Below are 18,363 nucleotides of genomic sequence, written 5' to 3'. Positions count from 1 at the left end.
CCTTGAACTGTCCGCATAGGTCTTCGGATATGAGTTATTAAACACCCAAATAAAAAAATACCCAAATGCAGAGCATCTGGGCAGGAGGAAAAGTATGTCTTTGATATCCTGATGAATCAGGCTTTTTATTTTTTCATGGGCTATTATTTTTTTATTGGCCTTAATTTTTACATCTTGTTTTCTGCATTTTATTACTTTTTTTAAATTTTAGAAAAATCTTATTGATAAGACTGACTGCTTGCTTTTGGCATGATTATCCATAAGATGATATAAATCAAAATACCTGGTACTGCTGCGCTCATTGTCGATATAACAACAAATAGCAATCTCACCCACGTAGGTGACCAACCGACGTACTCTGCAATGCCACCCATCACACCTGCTATCATGCGATTATTCTGTGAGCGATGTAATTTTGCTAACTTAGCCAAATCAAATACCTCTCTTAATATTGGTTATATTTATTTTATAGCTATTATTTATCATTGTTTTTGAATATTATTTTTCAAAACTATTCTTGAATTCATATTAGTCTTTTCAAGTTACGAATCAGTATAGCAACTATTCATATTCTATCTGTTGAGGATGTAGACGTGCTTTGTGAATTTATGCTACTTAAGCTTACCCTAACCTCTCAAAACTACTTGTAAGCCCCTGATTTTAAATAATTATTTCAAAATGTTTCATAATCAACTTTGTTGCTCCTACCTTACCACTCTTGTTACAAACTTAGTAAGGGGCGATTAATAATAGCTCAGCAAATCTTATAAACTTACTAGCAAAAATTGCGAATTATCTTCAATAATGACGAGAAAATGAATGGCTTGATGTTATTACTTATCAATAAAAAACTCATAAACCACTGCCAATTTACAATAACCTACCTGTAAATCTGTTTAAACCTTTATACCATGCTGATAAATAACTAAAACAACGACTGTCGATTAATTATTTTTAGAATAGTAAGGATAGCTATGTACGATTCAGGCTTAATGATTGGACATTTTGAACCGCTACATTTAGGACAAATGCGCAGTATATTGGACGCAGCAGGACAAGCAAAAACCTTAAATATCGTGATTATAGCGCATCCAGCACCGCACCCAGACTTTAAAATCACTTTACAAGATAAGGCACGTTGGCTACAGATGGCGTGTGCTGATTTGCCGTTCGTGCATATTCATACGACTGATGAGATTGAGTTACCACTGCATGAGAGCTTTGCTGACGTCGCAATAGATTTGGCTGCTAGCAATGCCAAATTACACCGCTTGATTGACGCGTTAGCGTTGCCAACAAAGACGGTATTGTTTGTCGCAGAAAATCATCCATTGGCACAAACCGATGTTTGTAAGCAGCTAATCATGCCAGTGCTTACCACTCCACTACAGCCTGAATTTGACTCTTATGCGATTGCGCGTAATCCGGTCGCGCATTGGTCGGCGCTGCACCCACAAGTACGCGGTGACTATACTAAAACGGTTGCGATTGTCGGCGGTGAAAGCTCAGGCAAGACAACCTTAGTACATAAACTTGCCAATTATTATGGAGCTAGCTTTGCCCTAGAGATGGGGCGGCTATACGTCGGTACAGATTTGGGTGGTAGCGAGATTGGCTTGCAGTACAGCGATTATGGTCCCATTGCGCTCAATCACGCCCAAGCTATCCGCGAGGCCTCCGCTAGGGCAACAGCACCCGTCACTATTATTGATACTGACTTTGTCACCACTCAAGCCTTTTGTGAAGAGTATGAGGATCGTAGTCATCCATTTGTGGCGGCTTGTATCGATGAGTTTCGCTTAGATCATACGATTATGCTCGATAACAATACGCCATGGGTTGATGATGGTATGCGCTCATTGGGTACGCCCGAGGCACGCGGACGCTTTGAGCAGCGCTTATTAGATATTTTCGCCCGTCATAATATCGAGCCGCACATGATTGATAAACCCGATTATGATGCCCGCTATAAGCAAGCCTTATTAATTATCGATGAGGTTATTTATGGCAAATAAAGGTATCAAAAATGAACGAAAGCAAAAATGATTGCTACAAATAAATGATTGTGACAAATATTAGCGATGGCAAAAACGGCATACTAAAAATAAGAAAAAAACTATTATAGCTTTTATACTTTAAGGAAAAAGGCGTTATGCGTATTCAACTCTTAGACAATATCACCGGAAAATGGGCGATACAATGGATTGTCATTTGGTTTATTTGCGGCGTGATTGCCTTATCAGCAGGGTTTTGGCTGACCACAGAGCACACGACCCTTGACTGGTTTTACTTAGCCGTGTCATTTATCGGTTTGATTTGCGTGGTATCACTATCATTTCGCAAAAACATAATGGGTAATGGCTTTGGCATGGCAGCGACCGCAGGGGAATTTGTCGTCCAAGCAACCTCTGGCGCAGTCGGTTTGATGTTAGCGCCACTTTTCAACTTTTTCAGCCATCTTTATGGGATTTTTTATTGGTCAAAGCATACTGATGCCGATGGGGATATGGTGCCCAAATCTGCCAGTCGCTGGATTTGGCTACTGACCATTGCCTTTATGGTTATTGGTTTGGCGCTATTTCCTACCGTAAATGATTTACTTGCCAGCTATGGCTATGCCGTCGTTGAAGATGATAATAGTAAATTTTTAGGGCTTATCTCTTTCTTTTGGATTAACGTCATTGCCTTTGTACTGTCTATCACCGCGCAGGCAGCGATGATTCTGCGCTATTCATTTAATTGGTGGTTATGGATTTTATCAAATTTCGTTTGGCTGACCGTCAACTTAATGTCGGGCAATTATATCTTTGCTATCCAAACCATGGTTTATCAAGTGAACTCGTTTGTCGGACTCTATGAGTGGTATCGTAGCGAGCAAGATTCTGTAGAATTGGCAAAACCAATACGTTAATGGATAATTTTAGTAAGTGAAGAAAAGTTGAAAAACAGGCAAATGAGACTAAAAAGATAACAAGCTTTGACTGTACGGTCTACCAGATAAAATGGCAGATTGGGCTAATTAGTGCTACAACTGGTATTAATTAGTGGAGTTTTCCATTTATCTACTGGCTGTTATTGCTTAACCGTCATTTATTTACTAACAGGGAGGTTAGTATGTCTCGTACGTCGCACAATCGCATGTCTAAACGCACACTTGAGCAATGGCTCAGTGAGTATTCTGTCAGTCATCAAAACCTAGTCAATAAAAAAATCCATTGGCTATGTGTTCCGGCCATTTTTGTCAGTTTGCTAGGCATGGGTATGTCGCTTTCAGTCTGGTTTACTTTAGTGATGAGCGCTTTGGTTTTAATATTCTATATGCGCTTATCGACACCGCTGTTTTTAGCAATGGGCATCTTTATTCTTATTTGCCTATCAGTAATGACGTTATTACCATGGGGCTTTAAGATTTGGGCAGGTATTTTTATCGTTGCTTGGATTGGACAGTTTATTGGTCATAAGATTGAGGGTAAAAAACCATCATTTTTTGAAGATTTACAATTCTTATTAATTGGTCCAGCCTGGGTGGCTAATAGCTTAATGGGTCGTAAAAAAAGTCAATCCTAACGATTCTCTATTGCCGTTATCTTTAAGCTCAGCATTTGCAAGCTCACGCCCTAACCATTTATGCAAAAAAAGCGCCACCCAACGGATAGTTGAATGGCGCTTTTTTGATTTTGCTACTTTTTCACTACTAATTTTTCGCTTCAAGCATTAAACACGTCCGTTATTTAGCATACGTTTGATACGCTAATATAGAACATATTACTTGCCAAATACTTGCATACGATCTTCAACTGGCTTAAATGCTTTATCGCCTGCTGACTGTTCGATGGCACCGAATACCATTTGTGCATTCAGCGCCCAGTCTTTGTCAATATTCCATGCTTCAGCAACCTTGTCATCGATGACAGGGTTATAGTGTTGCAGATTTGCACCAACGTCGATGCTGGCCAATGCCGTCCAAATAACATACTGATGCATCGCGCTGGTTTGATGTGCCCAAGTTGGGAACTTATCTGCATATAAAGGCGCGTTTTCTTGCATACTTTTTACGACGCTTTGGTCTTCAAAGAACATAATGGTACCAGCGCCGGCTTTAAAGCCATTGATTTTTTCTTTTGTTGACTTAAACTTCTCATCGTCACCAACGATACCACGTAACGTATCTTCGGTAATTTGCCAAAGCTTGTTATGGTCATCGCCAAATAAAACGACTATACGCGTTGATTGTGAGTTAAACGCTGATGGTGTGTGTAAAACTGCATGCTCAACCAACTTGATGATTTCATCGTTTGATACTGGCAATTGATTGCTCAATGCATAGATAGAACGACGCTTTTCAGCCAATTGCTGTAATGTTTTTAGGTCTGACATATATATTTCTCCATATGACTAATATAATTTTAATCCAATGAAAATAACCGTTAAATCAATAGGGTCAATGAATTATCTAAAAAAACCCTACTCTTTAATCTCAATTATTATATGGATGTTTGAGATAAATCCGCACTTTACTTTTGCAAGAAAAACTTAATGATGAATGCCTATTGCAAAAATAGTTTAACGAATAAAAATTACCGTTAAATTAACCTTTGAAACCTTCAGGCAACTCTGGCGCTGGCAAGCGATTCATATCAGAGTCGACATTACCAAAACGCTCATGACCGTTATTCCAGTCGATGATAGATTGCTCAATCTCTGCTTTATTGTCAGCAACAAAGTTCCACCACAGTAACACTTGGTTGTTCAATGGCTCACCGCCGATAAACATCACACGGGTACCTTTTCTGGCGACCAGCTTGATGCTTTCATTATTGGCAACATCGCTATCATGGAAGCGAAACAACTGATCTTGCTTGCAGATTTTGCCTTCAGACTCGATCTGCCCTTCTGTCACCAAGATTCCGTATTCAAAGCCCGACTCTAAGTTAAGCGTGACCTCACCGTCTTCAACGAAATACACATCGATACCAACCATTTTTGAATACTGGATGGTAGGCGCTTCGTAACGCTCACCTGATACGCTGGTATAGCTGCCCGTCGTTAGAATCATCTTGACGCTATCCTCGCGCCATGTTGGCAGCTCTGGATAATGATGGAAGCTACGCTCGATTTGCTGATCGGTCGGTAATGCAATCCACAGCTGCACCATACTCAAGCCGCGTGCTGCATCTGCTGAGCCGCCCGTATCGGGGAAAACGCTTTGTTCAGTATGACTGATACCTTGTGTCAGACCCGTACCTGCTGTCATGACGTTGACTTGATTTTTGCTGATAACTTGCTCATTACCCAAGCTATCTTTGTGCAGCACCTCACCATTTAACATCCAGCTAAAGGTTTGCAAGTTGGTATGCGGATGGCGACCGACTTGCATACCTAACTCATCCTCACCAAATTCGGCAGGACCGGCGTGATCTAAAAAGCACCACGCGCCTATTGGCTTTTTGCCTGTATTGGGTAATAGACGCGCGATAGGAATACCGCCAACATCGGCCAAACGTGGTTCTAAGGTTTCGATACTCATGATTCACCTCTTATTATTTGATACTGGATATAGTGTGACGAAAAGATAAAGCTCATTGTTTAGCATTAAAAACTCATAGGAACTTCCATTAGCAATACTTTAGCATCTTCTTCTACGTCCATCGTAAAGCTCTTAGTATCCCAAACGCCCAGACCATCGCGAGTATCTAAAGTGTTACCGTTTACGACGACTTTACCGCTAATGACAAAGATATAAACGCCGTTATTAGGGTTTTTTAGCTCATAAGTTTGGGTGATACCTTTATCAAAATCACCCATGCTAAACCAAGCATCTTGATGAATCCATACCCCTGCGTCGTCGCTATTTGGCGACAATACTTGGTTGAACTTATTTGGCTTAAGGATATCGTCCATACGAACTTGCTGATAACGAGGCTCAACGTTCATTTTATTTGGGATGACCCAAATCTGTAGGAATTTCACATCTTCTTTGTCATCGCCATTCATTTCACTGTGCGTAATACCAGTGCCCGCTGACATGACTTGAATCTCGCCCGTCTCGATAATGCCATTATTACCAATATTATCGCCGTGACCGAGCTTACCTGATAATGGGATGCTGATAATTTCCATATCGCGGTGCGAGTGCTTACCGAAGCCTTGACCGCCAATAACGAAGTCATCGTTGATGACGCGTAGAGCGCCAAAACCCATACGTTCTGGATTGTGATAATTGGCAAAACTGAAGGTATGCTTACTTTTTAACCAGCCATGGTTGGCATCGCCACGAGAATCTGCTGCATGATAGATCGTTTTCATAATTTATCCTTAATTATTAGTAAGTTAAACAGCTTTAGAATTTATGATTCATTAAATTGTTTAAACAATGGATCTATTATAATTGTTGTCTACTAATAGATAAACAATGATAATCGCAATTAACTATTCTTATTTTTAGAACAATAACGTCATAAAGATAGCGTAATATATGGATAACAGGTCAACTAGCATAAGCTGTTACTATGGCCAAAGTTATGATAAAAGTGTTATGAAAAAAGCAACGATAGCAAATGTAAATTAAATCTAGAAGATGTTAATCATACTTACGATATAAGGAAATTTAACCATGTCAGATACGGCAAAGTCAGATAAAAAAAATAGAGAAGCATTAGGTTATGAAATTATCGATAATACCGATAAAAAGCGTTTTGAGATTCATATCGATGGCAAGATTGCTTTGGAAGATTATGAATTCTTTACCACCAGCGCAGGTGAAAAAGGTATTGAATACAAACATACCGAAGTGCCAGAAGAGTTAGGTGGTCGAGGTATTGCAGGTTACTTGGTCAAATATATCTTAGATGATGCGGCTGCGAAAAACTTGCGCGTGAAACCGACTTGTCCTTATGTAAAATCTTATATCGACAAGCATCCAGAGTACCAAGACAACTCAGTGTTTCATAATGCTACGCCTTAAATAGCTACACATAAGCGCTTAAATAGAAAGCAAAAAAATGCCATATCTTTACGGATATGGCGTTTTTTATTGGCAATGTTTTGTATGGGTAGGATTTTTTATGGGCAATGATTTTTATAAGCGATACTTTCTAATAGCAATAATATAAGCAGTGGAATGATTAAGCTAAAACTTATTAAGCAATATGCTCTAAAAATTCTTTATCGCGTGCCATTATTGACAGATATAACACTGGCAATACAAATAAGCCTACTGCCCAAAAACTCAGCTGCGTATATAGCAAGGCACCTACTAAAGCGCCAACTAAAAAGCTAAAGACCAATACTGAACTATGGGCCAATTTTTTGCCATTTTCGCCTGTCCGATTAACCAAGTAATCGGTCAGATTGATACCCAGTTGTGTGGTATTACCCGTCATCAGCACGGTAGGGCTCATATGTTTAATCACCGTTTTACTAGCAGTATTACGAATCGCTAGCGCAATTAGACCGAGTCCACCCGTTATTGCCACGCTTATATCGCCGGCGTCGACAAAAGGCTGATAGTAAAGACCAGCTATCATAAAGGCGGTTAAAAAAACGGCTTCCGCTAAAAATAAATGGCTCAGCGTTAGCTGCTTATTTTTACTATGATCAATAAATATCTTAGTGACCATGACCGTCAAAATAAACAACGGCAAGGCAGCAAGCTTAATCCATAGACCATCTTCACCTTTGACCAAGCCACTACCCGCCATCACTAAGTTACCCGTGACATGTGCAGTAAAGAAACCAAACAAGGTGATAAAACCGATCGTATCAATCGCGCCGCCGACGACCGTTAATAGCACCGGCGTTTGGTGACGTTGCCAAAAACTTGGCAAATTATCATTGGATACGCTGTGATTATTAATTGTCATAATAAGGGACTGGCATAAGTAGTAGTGAGCATCAATGTACACTTAATCATCGTTTTCTTAGTTTTAGTGATAGGTGATTATCTGTGCGTATTACTATTATCTATTGAATAAGCGCCTGCGCCATGAGCAAAAATCATCAAGAAACCACCCGCCATCGCGATATTTTTCATAAATGGGTTCATTTGTGATTCATCAATCCAGAACTGGTGGAAAAGTAGCGCTGAAACCACGCTAAAGCCAGCCATTAAAATCGCTACTAAGCGCGCTTTAAAGCCTAATAGAATAGCGATACCACCAAGCAGCTCAATAGCAATAACCAAAGGCAATAGCATACCAGGTACGCCCATCGATTCCATATAACCTTGAGTGGCAGCATACCCTGTAATTTTAGTAAAGCCTGAAAAAATAAAAATCATTGATAGAAATAGGCGACCAATCGGGGCACTAAGCTGTTGTAATTTGTCCATCGTTACTCTCCAAGAATGTGTTTAAATACGTTTTAATCATAGAATGGCGCCAGTATAATTGTTGAATGTAAAAGGATAAACACCAATAATTACAAATGACAGTTCTTATTTATAGAACAGTCGGGAGAATCTTAAATGGGACAGTTAGAAGATATGGCAATGTTTGTGCGCATTGTCGAAGCCGGTAGTATTACCAAAGCCGCTGAGCAATTAAATATCGCTAAGTCAGCCGTCAGCCGCCGCCTCAAAGAGTTGGAAACACGGTTAGGCAGTCAGCTAATTAGCCGCACCACACGCCAATCCAACTTGACACAGGCAGGTGAGCAGTACTATCAGCAAGTGAGCAACATCTTAAGTGAAGTTGACGCGCTCAATGAGCAGACCAGTGGCGCGCCTACACGCATCGAAGGCACGTTAAAGATGACCGCACCGCTATCATTTGGACTCATGCACCTGAATGAGGTCATTGACGAGTACGCCAACCAGCATCCCAACCTGAACTTTGAATTAGACTTTTCTGATCGACACGTTGACTTGATTGAAGAGGGATATGAGTTGGCCATTCGTATTAGGGAGCTACAAGATTCCAGTTATCAAGCAAAGCGTCTGGCGCTGATTCGTTATGCACTTTGTGCCAGCCCTGAGTATCTAGAAAAAATGGGTACGCCTGAGACACTAGAGGAGCTACAAGAACATGAGTTTTTGCAGTATGCTCTTAGTAAAACTAGCAATCTCGAGCTGACTGATGCGCAAGGCAAAAAGCATAACCATACAATAAACGCAAAAATTAAAGCGACTAATGGTGAGTTCTTAGTTGATTTGGCGGTAAAAGGCCACGGTATCGTTTTTATCCCAACTTTTATCGCTTATAAAAGATTGGCCAAAGGTGAGCTGGTGCCTATTCTTGAGCAGTATCAATTACCCACACTCCATGCCTATGCCGTTTACCCAAAGAACCGCTTTTTATCACAGCGATGCCGCTATCTAATTGACTTTATTGCAGAACGTTTTGGCGATGACCCTTATTGGGACGAATTCTGATACGCTCTAATAGAACTATTTAATATACCTTAGCAACCTACTTGATAAAACTTGGTAAACCTAGCAATATTCTAAATACTGCTATCAAGACCAAAATAATGTTGCTACTATAATCTGCAGAAATCTATCCATTGGTCATAAGGAGATGCATTATGGATTTATCCTCGTTAGGTATAAAAGCCATCCATGAGTTCGATCAGGTTCACCAAAGTCCATTACCAGAAGAGCGTCTAAAAGCAGCTCGCGTGCAAGCAAGTGCATTTAGAGAGCGCTTTATGGATGAGCCGCCCGTACAGTTTTATCAAAGTGCCGATATGGTCAGAGTGCCCTATCCAACTTGGTATGCTTATAGTGGCGTCTACACGCAAAATACCTATAAATTCCCCTATCTTCATATCCTAAACCGCATCTTTATTATTCAATATCATGATTTCTTAGGCGAATTAAAAACTTTACTTTTTTCCCCTTCTGATATCGAAGCGGATCGTGAAACACCCTTCTTTAAGCGCTTAACGGAAAAGATGCCTAACTGGTTGCCGCTTGAAGGTGTTGTTGCTCCCATCATTCGTGATGTCGCTGGCGCACTAGCCGAAGTCGGTTTAGCGCCGGAAGATGTTGATTACATCAGCTACGACCACCTACATACCCAAGATATACGCCGCTGGCTAGGCACTAAAGATACAGCTGCCTACTTCCCTAATGCCAAGATTTTGATTCATAAACAAGAATGGCAAAGCACTGGTGCCTTGTTGCCAGTTCAAGCAGATTGGTATTGTCCCAACGGTATCGAAGGCGTCGATCCTGATAAAGTAATTCAGTTTACAGGCAGCATTCAGTTAGGCGAAGGCTTGGCGCTGGTGCATACCCCAGGTCATACCGAAGGCAATCATTCGCTAGTCGCACGTGTGCTAGATGGTATAAGAGTTACCTCAGAAAATGGCGTGGGTGCAGACGCTTATGAGCCAATGAATTCAAAAGTGAATGCAATTCGCCGCTATGCCAAACAGACAGGCATGGAAGTTATCCTAAACGGCAACACGCTAGAAGGCAGTAACGACCAATATATCTCGATGGTCGTCGAAAAAACCATTGCTGGCCCCTCTCAAAACCCTGATTTTCCTAACTGTGCCTCAAGCAGTGAAGCGACTCCCTATTGGCTTATCCCCAGCCATAAAGTCAGTCATTTAATCGGTGAGGCAAAATTTGGTAGCTTGCAGAAAAAATCGGCAAAAAATCACTCAGCGCCAACAGATATCACAAAAAACAATGCATTGCAAAAGGAAATTGCTTAATGAGTTATTTTACCAATAAGACAGTTTATATCACTGGGGCGGCCTCTGGTATCGGGTTTGAGACGGCAAGACAACTTGTCAGCCAAGGGTCAAACTTGGTATTGTTTGACGTACAACCGCTCGATGAAGCCTTAGCTGCTTTACAAGCAATGAATAAATCCAACATCTCAATTACCACTTATGAGCTGGATGTTACCGACGCCGACGAAACCACTAAGCAAATGGCGACTGCGGCTAAGAATTTATCGCCAGATATTCTAATGCACTTTGTGGGAATTACGGGGCCTTGGAGCTTTGATGATATGAGTCAAGAGCAGTTTGAGCGGGTGATGAATATCAACCTGTTTGGCACTCGCAACGTACTGGCAGCTGTGCGTCCGTTTTTATCACGTGGCGATCAAGTCATGGTGACTGCTTCTATGTCATCATTCACAGGCAGTTATGGCTACAGCTCTTATAGTGCGTCGAAGTTTGCCATTTGGGGTATGATGCAGTCGATAAACTATGAATGGAAGCCTCTGGGCATTGATATCACTGTTTTTGCACCGCCACCGATAGATACACCACTCACCCGAGCTGAAGTCGGTGTCATGTCACAAGCGGGCGTTGGTATGAAAAAGTTAGCAGGCGAGCTTAAAATAGAAAACGCAGTTAAATCTATGCTCAAAGGGGTAGAAAACCGAAAGTTTTTAGTCGTACCTGGTGTAATGGCAAACTTCATTAGATTACAACAGCGTATTTTCCCCGTTAGTTGGGTCAATTGGGTAGGCGGCAAAATGGTGGCTTTTTCACTTAGGAAATAGCATTTCTAAAAATGGCTTATTTGCATTAATATTTCGCTGCCAACACACTTTTAATCAGTAAGTCAAAAATAATCCCCATAAAAAGTCGTCACCCAACATTGAGTTAGGTGACGCTTTTTTATGACAAGTTCTCTACACTAGCTATTATCGTTAATCTTAATTCTAGTCTAACGTTTGCACACCGCCACCATTAACAAATAACGTCTGTCCACTCACCCATTCAGAGATAGGCGCCGCAAAATACAGCATCGCACCAGCGATATCATCGGCTTCGCCTAAGCGTTTGATAGGCGTATGCGATAGCATTCTCTCTTCTATCTCAGGTGTCAATACGCTCTCTAACGCCGCTGTACGTGTGGCACCAGGGCCAACAGCATTAATGCGTACCTCAGGACCGAAGTCATGCGTTAGGTTTGCCACCATATGATTGACAGCCGCTTTTGAGCCTCCATAACCGCTCATATTCGGGCTCTTATTGATACTTGACATCGAGGTAGTAAATACAATCGATCCATAACCTGATTCTTTCATGTATGGCACGCACAGCTGACACAAGCGCCACCCACTAAAAACGTTTAATTCAAAATCACGGCGAATGTCATCAACCGATATTTTGGTAGGATTTTCACGACCGCCACCACCACCGCCCGCATTGTTGATTAAGACGTTAACAGTGCCAAATTCAGCGACAACCTTATCTACCATCGCGACCAAATCATCATCTTTTAAAATATTACATTCAATCGCTAAAGCTTTTACCCCAAGGGCCTCAATATCTTTTACTGCTGCTTGGGCATCTTCAATTTTTAAGTCGGCAATGGCAATGTTGGCACCAGCTTCTGCCAAACGTAGCGCCGTGGCTTTACCAATACCATTAGCGCCGCCCGTCACAATCGCTATCTTTCCAGACAAATCAAACAATTCGTCGAATGCTTTATGTTGAAAATTTTGCATACTCATTCCTTATAATAGTTATTTATATAATTTTTATCTGGTCGTTAAGAATTTGGTTATTACTTATATGTAATTAACCTTATAATTATGCGTGTTTCAACTTGATTTGATGTGACAAATTGACCGTCTTTTGTAACGGTCGTCTTCAATATAAAATTGATTTACGTTAAAAGTTATACAGTGCTACTGAGAAGAATTTTATGCATAAAAAAAGCCTCACATCTTATAAGATGTGAGGCTTTAGTGCTTTTGCAAGCCATATTTGGAGCGGGAAAAGAGATTCGAACTCTCGACCCCAACCTTGGCAAGGTTATGCTCTACCACTGAGCTATTCCCGCTAAATATCAAATCGCAATGTTGTTAACAACGACTACGTCTCGATAGGCTGGCTATTTTAGCAAATATTCCGTGCGTGTCAACAGCTTTTTTCAAATTTTTAATTAAGGTATGGTTTTTTGAATCTACTTTAAGACAAAACTATGTATAGGGTATTGATTCTAGGCGGTATTTCAATTTACATTATCAAGATAATAATTTTAAATAAATAGAGGAAATAATAGCAGTCTAATCTTTTTGCCTGCTTACTCTATGTTGACAACGTTAAAACGCCAATAAAATACGACTTTTCCATAGAAATTATAGGAATAGAAGTGCTTGCGCACAAATGATAAAGCGGCTTTACATTCTTTAACCACTTCCATCAGTGCTTGTGCTAACTGCTTACCTTTTAATATCACTTACAATCCTACTGCCTATTGTTACTTTTTCTGTCTAGGTTTTAGGTTGTTAACATTATTATACTTATGGCCAATGACAGTTGCGGTAAAATTTCACTGTTTTGGTAGATCGGCAAATGGTAGCAATACTTCAATAATAAGCTACCCTTTCCCCTACTGTTTTGATATTGGCATTGTTCCACTTTATTTTTCCATTTACAGCGAGGACGTTTATTATGAAAAAACTACTTACCACAACAGTTATGGCCGCATCATTGTCGGCATTGGCCATGACCGGTTGTTCTAGTACAACCAGTACTGGTGCCGTCGGCGTTGACCGTCAGCAACTATTATTAGTATCAAACGAGCAAGTATTGCAGCTCTCAGCTCAGAGTTATAATAAGACAGTACAAGAAGCACGAGCGAAACGCTTGCTTGATACTAATACCGCTCAGCTCAATCGCTTAAGAACAATCTCTAATCGTCTGGTCGGTCAAGTGGGCGTTTATCGCCCCGATGCGACAAGATGGCCATGGGAAGTACATACGATTAAATCTAACGACTTGAATGCTTTTGTTCTGCCAGGTGGTAAAATCATGTTCTACACCGGTATTATCGACCGCTTAAATTTAACGGACGATGAAATTGCTGCAATTATGGGTCATGAGATGTCTCATGCACTCCGCGAGCACTCACGTGAGCGCTTATCACGTCAATATGCGACTCAAACCGGTATTGGTATGGCAGCGAGCATCTTTGGTCTATCACAAGGACAAGCACAACTTGCGAACGTTGCAGGGGACTTGGGTCTGAGCCGTCCACACAGTCGTACACAGGAAGCGGAAGCCGATCAAATCGGTCTTGAGCTCATGGCTCGTGCCGGTTATAACCCACAAGCAGCGATTACCTTGTGGCAAAAAATGCAGCGCGCTAGCAAAGGCGAGCCACCACAATTTTTAAGCACTCACCCAACCAGTAGCAACCGTATTGCTGAGTTGCAGGCATTGATGCCTAAAGTGATGCCGCTTTATCAAAAATCACGTCGTTAATTATGTCTAGATACTAATGTCATTGTAACTACTGATTTATGATAAAAGCAGAGTGTAATAGTTATTACACTCTGCTTTTTTATGCGTGTTGCTAAAACCTTTTATAGTGGATTCACTTTAAAAAAAATACAGTGCGAGTGCGACTGGGATGAATTGTTCGTAGCCTCTGTAATAGCAGCAAATAAGGAAAACTTATACCAGTTACATCTAATTATTAACGTATCGACTTTATAGTAAACGGACTATCACACGTCGATAAACGGTCACTTAATGCTGCATAGCGGCACAGTGAACTGCGTCTGCTATAATGGGCGCAATCAGCCATCTAAATGGCTAAGCCCTATAAAATAAAGGATGATTATGACTATCAATACGTCTTCTAACACTCCGACCGCTGACGCTCTTAATAATGAGCTACAGGCTTTGCAAGCGCAGCATATTGAGCTGGTAAATGAATCGATGAATCATGCGGGCTACTTTTACGGTAAAGAAAGCCATTTTAAACTGACCATTGTTAGTGATGCCTTTGAAGGCAAACGTCTGGTTGCGCGTCATCAGCTGGTATATGCTCTAGCAAACTCGCTACTGACCTCACAAGGTGGTCAAATCCACGCATTAGCTATTCATGCTTATACGCCGACAGAGTGGCAAGGTCAAAGCCCTGATAGTCCATTATGTGCTGGACAGAATAAAGGCTAGTTGGCTGTTTTATTGTGCGCTATTTTTAAATCTTTACCATTGCATACTGTCATTAAAAATTATGATTAGACATTATCTTCAAATACTGTAAATCAGCTGATAAACGGCAACTTTAAAGGAAATTCTACCCAATGAAACATTTACATATGCTCATGGCAGTCCTGTTGATTACGGCGTTTTTATATCAAAGCTATCTGGTATTAAGCGCAAACAAGCAAATGCCATTTGCACTCAAAATCTCTACCCATATCCTCTATGCCGTTATTATTCTTTCAGGGGCTGGTATGCTCATGCAGTTGATGAGTGCCAATGCGCCTGTACAATGGGTGTTTGCAAAAATCATCTTGCTCGTTGCAGCCCTTAGCGCCAGTATCAAAGCCTTTAATAACAATGCAACATTGAGCCAAAGAAAAACCGGTATTCTGATTGCAGGTGTGGCTTATATCGGCATCGTGGTGCTTGCCTTTAGCAAACCGGGTAATTTATTTTAATCCTTGCTAAACGATATATTTTTCAATATCTTAATCGCCTATTTTTTGCTATCTTAAATAAATGCGCATTTCTAAAATGCCCTGTTTAAAATGGAATGTTCTTCATTAACGTCAAAACAGATATTGATTAAGGACAGCAGCAATTAACAAGCACGGTAAACAAACTCATTTAGCTTATGGAGACACTATGAAAACTCTTACTGCAGCAACATTACTGGCAACAGCTGGCGTTTTTGGTCTCTCAGGCTGCGCCTCAACGGGTAATATCACCCCGCAATATGTGCCACCAAGCACTTACCAAGGTTATGATTGCCAAGCGCTTAGCCAAGAATATAGCCGCGTCAATCGCTATGTCGATGCAGCACGCAATGAGCAATCCACCCTATCTGCTTCAGGTGTTGGCGTTGGGGTTTCGGCTGGACGCTGGGGTATCTCCCCTAATATCAGCTTTGGCGTTGGTCAAAGCAACAATACTAAAGCGCGCGATGCCAAGCTATCAAGACTGTATGGCGAGCGTGATGCCATCATTCAGTCTGCCCGTATCCAGCGTTGTGGCTTTGCCAATGGTATTAAGATTTATGGTGAGTAATGCTCGATAGCTCGTGTTTAAATAGCTCATGTTTAATAGTTTATTATTCCAATGACGTTAAACGCTGTTCAAAAGAAAAAAGCCAATACGCGATAAGCATATTGGCTTTTTTTGTGTCTCACTATCAGGAATAAAAACTCAAGCAACACTTATGCGTTTAAGCTTTTTACCCACTGCACAATTTGGTCGCTAGGTAAGGCACCAGATTGGCGCGCGACTTCTTTGCCATTTTTAAAAGCAACCATCGTCGGCAAGCTACGAATATTATAAGGTGCCGCCGCTTGCTCGTATTTATCGGTTTGTATTTTGGCAAAAACCACTTGCGGCAACTGACTGGCCGCCGCTTTAAACTGCGGCGCCATCATTAGACAAGGCTGACACCAACTCGCCCAAAAATCAACGATGGTCAATACCTCATTTTTTTGTATGACTTTGCTAACCATCTGGGCGTTTAGCTCATGCGGACTGGCCGTTAATAATGGCTGACCACATTTACCGCAGTTAGGTGCCGCATTTAGACGTGTGGCGGGTACGCGATTGGTTGCCTGACAATGCGGGCAGACCAGATGAGAGTTTTGCTCACTCATTATACAACTCCTTTATATATAGCTTTGGCGCGCGTCTTAATAGAGAGCCCATGCTCACTGCTAATGGATGACTCGTAAAATCTTAATCACGCTTTTTATATTGGCTTCATTTCGTTATGCAACTTATAATACAGATTAGCATTAGGATAGCCGCTGCTCGTATTGTGCTTGCGTAACTTTTAGCTTAGTTATACTTAATTCTTAACAGTTATTTTTCATTTTTTTTAAATTCAATTAATAATTAAAGCGCATTAATCGGTACTTTTAGATAACGGGTGCCATTATCTTCTGGTTTTGGAAAATGACCAGCATCGATATTAAGTTGTACTGACGGGATAATCAGCCGCGGCATCTCTAGATTGGCATCGCGGCGCTCACGCATCTCGACAAACTCAGCTTCATTAATGCCGTCTTTAACATGGATATTACCGAGCTTTTGCGCCGCCACCGTCGTGGTTGGGCAGTGCTTGCGACCTTGACTCGGATAGTCATGGCACAGATACATCATGGTCTCATCAGGAAGTGCCAGCAGTTTTTGGATAGACTGATACAGAGTTTTGGCATCTCCTCCCGGAAAGTCACAGCGCGCCGTACCCACATCTGGGGCAAATAGCGTATCACCGACAAATACCACGGTTTTTTCATCGTCAGCGGCAAGATACGCCATGTCGGCGCGCGTATGGCCGGGCACATACATGGCAGTAATCATAATGCCGCCAAGTGCCAAAGTTTCTCCATCATCGGTCAAGATATCAAACTGACTGGCATCAGTACGAAAGCTGGTATCAAAGTTAAAAATTTGCTTAAATATTTTTTGCACTTCAGTGATATGTTGACCGATGACCAGTTTGCCACCAAGTGTCTCTTTTACATGAATAGCGGCCGATATATGATCGGCATGGGCATGGGTTTCTATAATATAAACCAGCGCCCAACCCTGCTCACGCACGAACGCTATCACCTTATCGACACTAGCGGTATCCGTGCGTCCTGACTTGGCATCGAAATCCAAAACAGGGTCGATAATGGCACACACTTGCTGCTGCACATCAGCGAGTACATGGGTGTAGGTTTCTGTGTCGCTATGTAAGAAAGAATGAACTTGCATGGCTACCTCTTTGTTTTTATATGAATTTTTTAATATCTAATGATGTCTTACGTATAATAAATACTTGTTTATAATATTTGCATGTACATAATACCTATCTTGCATACTACTATAGCAACCAGCCAACAATTTATCAATTTATATAATGTAAATAATGATAACTTGCTATAAATTGCGATATCATTGATAATTAACTATATATAACCATATCTTATCTATAAACTTTGCCTTTTTTATCTATATCTTAAATAAGGAGTTCGCCCTGACTACTTCAACTTCAGCATTGAGCACGTCTACTCATCACACTGGTAAGCCTGTATCTGCCAGCGTAGCAGACTTTGCACCCAAAGACCTTGCTGAGCAAATGCAACATGCATCTATGCAAGCCAGTCAATTATTAAAGTCGCTCTCGCATCCAGATCGCTTATTACTGCTATGTCAGCTGACCCAAGGTGAGTACTGCGTCAGCGAGCTTGAAGACTTAGTCGGTGTCGGGCAGCCAAGCTTGTCGCAGCAGCTGGGTATCTTACGTAAAGATGAGCTGGTGACGACCCGCCGCGAGGGTAAGCAAATCTATTATAGTATCGCAAGCGACGATGCGTTATCGGTACTACAGTTATTGTATGAACGCTTTTGTGCCAAAACAGACACCTAACTGGTTATTTAGCTCTTAGCTGTTCTTAAATTTCTTTATTGTGATGACCT

21 protein-coding genes and 1 tRNA gene are annotated in these 18,363 nt (G+C 41.2%); 12 read left to right on the top strand and 10 right to left on the bottom strand.

The genetic code is table 11. The features are described 5' to 3' along the window. Positions 1 to 218 precede the first annotated feature (218 nt). The gene (locus FHS24_RS07545; RefSeq protein WP_183620333.1) at positions 219 to 431 is read right to left on the bottom strand and encodes a PspC domain-containing protein; all 213 of its coding nucleotides are present in this window, start codon (positions 429 to 431) and stop codon (positions 219 to 221) included. 543 nt (positions 432 to 974) lie between these two features. Between FHS24_RS07545 and nadR the strand changes: the two genes are divergently transcribed. The 3 genes from nadR to FHS24_RS07530 all read left to right on the top strand — a co-directional run bounded on the left by nadR (position 975) and on the right by FHS24_RS07530 (position 3,567). Further along, positions 975 to 2,015 carry a multifunctional transcriptional regulator/nicotinamide-nucleotide adenylyltransferase/ribosylnicotinamide kinase NadR gene (gene nadR / locus FHS24_RS07540; protein WP_183620331.1) on the top strand — a complete coding sequence of 347 codons (1,041 nt, stop codon included), beginning with the start codon at positions 975 to 977 and terminating at the stop codon, positions 2,013 to 2,015. Positions 2,016 to 2,152: 137 nt separating this feature from the next. Further along, positions 2,153 to 2,911, top strand: coding sequence for a nicotinamide riboside transporter PnuC (gene pnuC / locus FHS24_RS07535; protein WP_183620329.1), 759 nt, complete (start codon positions 2,153 to 2,155; stop codon positions 2,909 to 2,911). A 203-nt stretch (positions 2,912 to 3,114) separates the two neighbouring features. Continuing rightward, positions 3,115 to 3,567 (top strand): Mpo1 family 2-hydroxy fatty acid dioxygenase, encoded by a 453-nt coding sequence (locus FHS24_RS07530; protein WP_183620327.1) that lies wholly within the window; start codon positions 3,115 to 3,117, stop codon positions 3,565 to 3,567. 198 nt (positions 3,568 to 3,765) lie between these two features. On the opposite strand, the gene FHS24_RS07525 is transcribed toward FHS24_RS07530, so the two are convergent. The 3 genes from FHS24_RS07525 to FHS24_RS07515 all read right to left on the bottom strand — a co-directional run bounded on the left by FHS24_RS07525 (position 3,766) and on the right by FHS24_RS07515 (position 6,306). Next, complete coding sequence (locus FHS24_RS07525; protein ID WP_183620325.1) at positions 3,766 to 4,377, bottom strand: nitroreductase family protein; 612 nt, start codon at positions 4,375 to 4,377, stop codon at positions 3,766 to 3,768. Positions 4,378 to 4,588: 211 nt separating this feature from the next. Further along, positions 4,589 to 5,527: a pirin family protein gene (locus FHS24_RS07520; RefSeq protein ID WP_183620323.1), complete on the bottom strand. Its 939-nt coding sequence runs from the start codon at positions 5,525 to 5,527 to the stop codon at positions 4,589 to 4,591. Between the two features lie 65 nt (positions 5,528 to 5,592). Further along, a complete protein-coding gene (locus tag FHS24_RS07515; RefSeq protein ID WP_183620322.1) occupies positions 5,593 to 6,306 on the bottom strand; it encodes a pirin family protein in 714 nt (237 codons plus the stop codon). A 307-nt stretch (positions 6,307 to 6,613) separates the two neighbouring features. Here FHS24_RS07515 and FHS24_RS07510 point away from each other — a divergent pair, with 307 nt between their 5' ends. Further along, positions 6,614 to 6,964: a GNAT family N-acetyltransferase gene (locus FHS24_RS07510; protein ID WP_183620320.1), complete on the top strand. Its 351-nt coding sequence runs from the start codon at positions 6,614 to 6,616 to the stop codon at positions 6,962 to 6,964. 175 nt (positions 6,965 to 7,139) lie between these two features. Here the strand turns inward: FHS24_RS07510 and FHS24_RS07505 are convergent, their stop codons facing one another. Continuing rightward, a complete protein-coding gene (locus tag FHS24_RS07505; RefSeq protein ID WP_227671732.1) occupies positions 7,140 to 7,862 on the bottom strand; it encodes a YoaK family protein in 723 nt (240 codons plus the stop codon). 77 nt (positions 7,863 to 7,939) lie between these two features. Beyond that, a complete protein-coding gene (locus FHS24_RS07500) occupies positions 7,940 to 8,329 on the bottom strand; it encodes a DoxX family protein (protein WP_183620318.1) in 390 nt (129 codons plus the stop codon). A gap of 135 nt (positions 8,330 to 8,464) precedes the next feature. Between FHS24_RS07500 and FHS24_RS07495 the strand changes: the two genes are divergently transcribed. The 3 genes from FHS24_RS07495 to FHS24_RS07485 all read left to right on the top strand — a co-directional run bounded on the left by FHS24_RS07495 (position 8,465) and on the right by FHS24_RS07485 (position 11,465). Beyond that, a complete protein-coding gene (locus tag FHS24_RS07495) occupies positions 8,465 to 9,370 on the top strand; it encodes a LysR family transcriptional regulator (protein ID WP_183620316.1) in 906 nt (301 codons plus the stop codon). A 152-nt stretch (positions 9,371 to 9,522) separates the two neighbouring features. Beyond that, positions 9,523 to 10,662, top strand: coding sequence for an MBL fold metallo-hydrolase (locus tag FHS24_RS07490; protein ID WP_183620314.1), 1,140 nt, complete (start codon positions 9,523 to 9,525; stop codon positions 10,660 to 10,662). Then, the gene (locus FHS24_RS07485) at positions 10,662 to 11,465 is read left to right on the top strand and encodes an SDR family NAD(P)-dependent oxidoreductase (protein ID WP_183620312.1); all 804 of its coding nucleotides are present in this window, start codon (positions 10,662 to 10,664) and stop codon (positions 11,463 to 11,465) included. Before FHS24_RS07490 ends, FHS24_RS07485 begins: the two co-directional genes overlap by 1 nt. Positions 11,466 to 11,627: 162 nt before the next feature. On the opposite strand, the gene FHS24_RS07480 is transcribed toward FHS24_RS07485, so the two are convergent. Both FHS24_RS07480 and FHS24_RS07475 read right to left on the bottom strand, forming a co-directional pair. After that, positions 11,628 to 12,419, bottom strand: coding sequence for a glucose 1-dehydrogenase (locus FHS24_RS07480; RefSeq protein WP_183620310.1), 792 nt, complete (start codon positions 12,417 to 12,419; stop codon positions 11,628 to 11,630). Positions 12,420 to 12,682: 263 nt separating this feature from the next. Further along, positions 12,683 to 12,757 (bottom strand) — tRNA-Gly (locus FHS24_RS07475). Positions 12,758 to 13,371: 614 nt separating this feature from the next. On the opposite strand from FHS24_RS07475, the gene FHS24_RS07470 reads away from it, so the two are divergent. The 4 genes from FHS24_RS07470 (at position 13,372) to FHS24_RS07455 (ending at position 15,963) form a co-directional block, all read left to right on the top strand. After that, on the top strand, positions 13,372 to 14,184 hold the full coding sequence (locus FHS24_RS07470; RefSeq protein WP_183620308.1) for a M48 family metallopeptidase: 813 nt from the start codon (positions 13,372 to 13,374) through the stop codon (positions 14,182 to 14,184). A gap of 360 nt (positions 14,185 to 14,544) precedes the next feature. After that, entirely contained in the window at positions 14,545 to 14,883 is a 339-nt protein-coding gene (locus FHS24_RS07465) for a BolA family protein (protein WP_183620306.1), read from the top strand. Between the two features lie 131 nt (positions 14,884 to 15,014). After that, positions 15,015 to 15,374 (top strand): SirB2 family protein, encoded by a 360-nt coding sequence (locus FHS24_RS07460; protein ID WP_183620304.1) that lies wholly within the window; start codon positions 15,015 to 15,017, stop codon positions 15,372 to 15,374. Between the two features lie 187 nt (positions 15,375 to 15,561). Then, positions 15,562 to 15,963, top strand: coding sequence for a hypothetical protein (locus FHS24_RS07455; protein WP_183620302.1), 402 nt, complete (start codon positions 15,562 to 15,564; stop codon positions 15,961 to 15,963). Between the two features lie 149 nt (positions 15,964 to 16,112). On the opposite strand, the gene trxA is transcribed toward FHS24_RS07455, so the two are convergent. Together trxA and FHS24_RS07445 are read right to left on the bottom strand one after the other, a co-directional pair. Continuing rightward, positions 16,113 to 16,550, bottom strand: a complete 438-nt coding sequence (trxA, locus tag FHS24_RS07450) for a thioredoxin (protein WP_183620300.1) — start codon at positions 16,548 to 16,550, stop codon at positions 16,113 to 16,115. 241 nt (positions 16,551 to 16,791) lie between these two features. Beyond that, positions 16,792 to 17,658 carry an MBL fold metallo-hydrolase gene (locus tag FHS24_RS07445; protein ID WP_183620298.1) on the bottom strand — a complete coding sequence of 289 codons (867 nt, stop codon included), beginning with the start codon at positions 17,656 to 17,658 and terminating at the stop codon, positions 16,792 to 16,794. 283 nt (positions 17,659 to 17,941) lie between these two features. Here FHS24_RS07445 and FHS24_RS07440 point away from each other — a divergent pair, with 283 nt between their 5' ends. Beyond that, a complete protein-coding gene (locus tag FHS24_RS07440; RefSeq protein ID WP_406947778.1) occupies positions 17,942 to 18,313 on the top strand; it encodes an ArsR/SmtB family transcription factor in 372 nt (123 codons plus the stop codon). Positions 18,314 to 18,363 lie beyond the last annotated feature (50 nt).

The sequence above is a fragment of the Psychrobacter luti genome, assembly GCF_014192115.1.
GTDB lineage: Bacteria > Pseudomonadota > Gammaproteobacteria > Pseudomonadales > Moraxellaceae > Psychrobacter > Psychrobacter luti.
Note: the sequence above shows the minus strand (reverse complement) of the source record. Positions and strands in the feature narration are given on the sequence as shown.

Bases quoted from the DNA above. Each gene is read 5' to 3' on its own strand.
- nadR (WP_183620331.1), top strand. From the start codon at position 975: ATGTACGATTCAGGCTTAATGATTGGACATTTTGAACCGCTACATTTA.
- pnuC (WP_183620329.1), top strand. From the start codon at position 2,153: ATGCGTATTCAACTCTTAGACAATATCACCGGAAAATGGGCGATACAA.
- FHS24_RS07530 (WP_183620327.1), top strand. From the start codon at position 3,115: ATGTCTCGTACGTCGCACAATCGCATGTCTAAACGCACACTTGAGCAA.
- FHS24_RS07525 (WP_183620325.1), bottom strand. From the start codon at position 4,377: ATGTCAGACCTAAAAACATTACAGCAATTGGCTGAAAAGCGTCGTTCT.
- FHS24_RS07520 (WP_183620323.1), bottom strand. From the start codon at position 5,527: ATGAGTATCGAAACCTTAGAACCACGTTTGGCCGATGTTGGCGGTATT.
- FHS24_RS07515 (WP_183620322.1), bottom strand. From the start codon at position 6,306: ATGAAAACGATCTATCATGCAGCAGATTCTCGTGGCGATGCCAACCAT.
- FHS24_RS07510 (WP_183620320.1), top strand. From the start codon at position 6,614: ATGTCAGATACGGCAAAGTCAGATAAAAAAAATAGAGAAGCATTAGGT.
- FHS24_RS07505 (WP_227671732.1), bottom strand. From the start codon at position 7,862: ATGACAATTAATAATCACAGCGTATCCAATGATAATTTGCCAAGTTTT.
- FHS24_RS07500 (WP_183620318.1), bottom strand. From the start codon at position 8,329: ATGGACAAATTACAACAGCTTAGTGCCCCGATTGGTCGCCTATTTCTA.
- FHS24_RS07495 (WP_183620316.1), top strand. From the start codon at position 8,465: ATGGGACAGTTAGAAGATATGGCAATGTTTGTGCGCATTGTCGAAGCC.
- FHS24_RS07490 (WP_183620314.1), top strand. From the start codon at position 9,523: ATGGATTTATCCTCGTTAGGTATAAAAGCCATCCATGAGTTCGATCAG.
- FHS24_RS07485 (WP_183620312.1), top strand. From the start codon at position 10,662: ATGAGTTATTTTACCAATAAGACAGTTTATATCACTGGGGCGGCCTCT.
- FHS24_RS07480 (WP_183620310.1), bottom strand. From the start codon at position 12,419: ATGCAAAATTTTCAACATAAAGCATTCGACGAATTGTTTGATTTGTCT.
- FHS24_RS07470 (WP_183620308.1), top strand. From the start codon at position 13,372: ATGAAAAAACTACTTACCACAACAGTTATGGCCGCATCATTGTCGGCA.
- FHS24_RS07465 (WP_183620306.1), top strand. From the start codon at position 14,545: ATGACTATCAATACGTCTTCTAACACTCCGACCGCTGACGCTCTTAAT.
- FHS24_RS07460 (WP_183620304.1), top strand. From the start codon at position 15,015: ATGAAACATTTACATATGCTCATGGCAGTCCTGTTGATTACGGCGTTT.
- FHS24_RS07455 (WP_183620302.1), top strand. From the start codon at position 15,562: ATGAAAACTCTTACTGCAGCAACATTACTGGCAACAGCTGGCGTTTTT.
- trxA (WP_183620300.1), bottom strand. From the start codon at position 16,550: ATGAGTGAGCAAAACTCTCATCTGGTCTGCCCGCATTGTCAGGCAACC.
- FHS24_RS07445 (WP_183620298.1), bottom strand. From the start codon at position 17,658: ATGCAAGTTCATTCTTTCTTACATAGCGACACAGAAACCTACACCCAT.